This window comes from Limnohabitans sp. 2KL-3, from assembly GCF_001269405.1.
In the GTDB taxonomy this organism is placed as follows: Bacteria; Pseudomonadota; Gammaproteobacteria; order Burkholderiales; family Burkholderiaceae_C; genus Limnohabitans_A.
Map to the genome: position 1 here is coordinate 1 of NZ_CXON01000049.1, position 1668 is coordinate 1668.

Consider the following 1668-nt stretch of genomic DNA (forward strand, 5'->3'; position numbering starts at 1 on the left):
CGCACGTTCGGCCTCGAACATGGCCTGCACCTGTTGGCGCTCGCTGCCGTGAATGCGCTTGGCGGCCCAACTCGTTTCCCAATGCTCCAAGTGCTCGTTCTGGGCCTCGATCGATTCAAAGCGTCTGCCCTTCAAGGCGGTGGCTTGGGTGTGGCCGATGGCGTGCTCCACCGTGCCCTTGCGGTTGGGGTCGCGCACGCGGGCGGGGTCGGCCACCACGCCATAGTGCTCGAGCATGGCGGCATACACTGGGTTGAGTTCAGGCTCGTACAAATCGGGCCTCTGCACACCCTCCTTGAGGTTGTCCAGCACCACGTACTGGGGGCAGCCGCCAAAGTAGCGAAATGCCTGCTCGTGCAGCTGGGCCCACACTTGTTGGCTGGACTTCCAGACCACACGGCGGAAACTGCGCCGGGAGTGGCGCAGTGTGGCGACGAACAGGCGCGGCTTCTTGTAGCGATCGGTGCCGGGCACCAAGGTCGGTGCGCCTTCGCCGTAATCGACTTGCATCTCCTCGCCGGGCAAAAAGGACAGGCGATCAAACTGCTCGGGCGTCTTCTTGCGCAAGGCGCGCACAAAGCGTTTGACGGAGTTGTAGGCCCCTGAATAGCCGTGGGCATCGACCAGGTCTTGGAAGATGGCGGTGGCGTTGCGGCGAAGGCGAAGTTGGGCCTCAATGAAGACGCGGTGGACTTCGCACAGGCTGGAGGAAGTGGAAACGAGAGCCGGTGGCCAGGGTGGGGGAATTTGAGGGGTCAAGGTCTCAGAGCCGGTGGCCACCCCGGGGGAGTTTGAAGGATCAAGTAGCCAGCGGGTGTGGTAGCTGCGAATGGTTTTGCGGTCGATGCCGGTGATGCGGGCAATCTCGCGCTGGGGCGTGTTGCGCTGCAGCAGCGTGATCACCGTGGCGCGTTGGTTGGGTTTCAAGACATTCACTCCTTGGCCTTCCTTCGAGGAAGGCCAGAACATGCGTCCTGCCAACAGGTGCCGACGGTGTCGGCGTTGAGACCCTGTCCCCGATCAATTCAGGTGGGGGAGTTTGAGGTGGCCATAAGTGGGGGAATTTGGGTGGCCATCAGGGATTGACGGGGTCCAGATCCCATTGATTGATGATGAAGGTATCTGGATCAATGGCCTCAATACCGAAGACATCCAAAACGGTCGAAGGAAAATCTTTTAAATTCGAAGTCACGATGCAGTCAGCGTGCCCGGCAATTGCAGCAGCCAAGACATGCGTGTCGTCAGGGTCAGGCAGCTGGATTCCTTGCGCCAAAGACACCCATGCAGGCTCTGGAACTTCCCAATCCAAAATAGCAAGACGCATACTGTCTCGGCGAACGTCGAGCTTACCCACCAAGTCTGGTCGCTGCCGCTCGATTGCACGAATCCATTCGAGTTCAATGCGCGTTGTCCACTTGGCAGAAAAAAAACCCGCCGTTGCCAGACTCAAAAGCGCATCTGTCATGGCCAACGGATACAAGACACACGCATCCAGTAAAGCCGTATATCGGGCATGGCCAGCCATCAGTATTCCAAACCCAACTCTCTTGCATTTTGAGCCAAACGCTCAAGAGCGCCGGCCTGCTGCCCACGCATCTTTTGTGTGTATGCCATCAAATCCTCCAGCGCAATCCTGCGATGCGTACCGACCTTTCTATGAGCCAGGCG

2 protein-coding genes are annotated in these 1668 nt (G+C 58.9%); both read right to left on the reverse strand.

From position 1 onward, the window contains the following. On the reverse strand, positions 1 to 969 hold a 969-nt coding region (gene istA, locus AMM41_RS21460; RefSeq protein WP_228769401.1), incomplete at its 3' end, for an IS21 family transposase. 106 nt (positions 970 to 1075) lie between these two features. Continuing rightward, on the reverse strand, positions 1076 to 1525 hold the full coding sequence (locus AMM41_RS21465) for a PIN domain-containing protein (RefSeq protein ID WP_089963969.1): 450 nt from the start codon (positions 1523 to 1525) through the stop codon (positions 1076 to 1078). Between the last annotated feature and the right edge of the window lie 143 nt (positions 1526 to 1668).

Coding starts and splice junctions, on each gene's coding strand:
- AMM41_RS21465 (WP_089963969.1), bottom strand. CDS start 1,525: ATGGCTGGCCATGCCCGATATACGGCTTTACTGGATGCGTGTGTCTTG.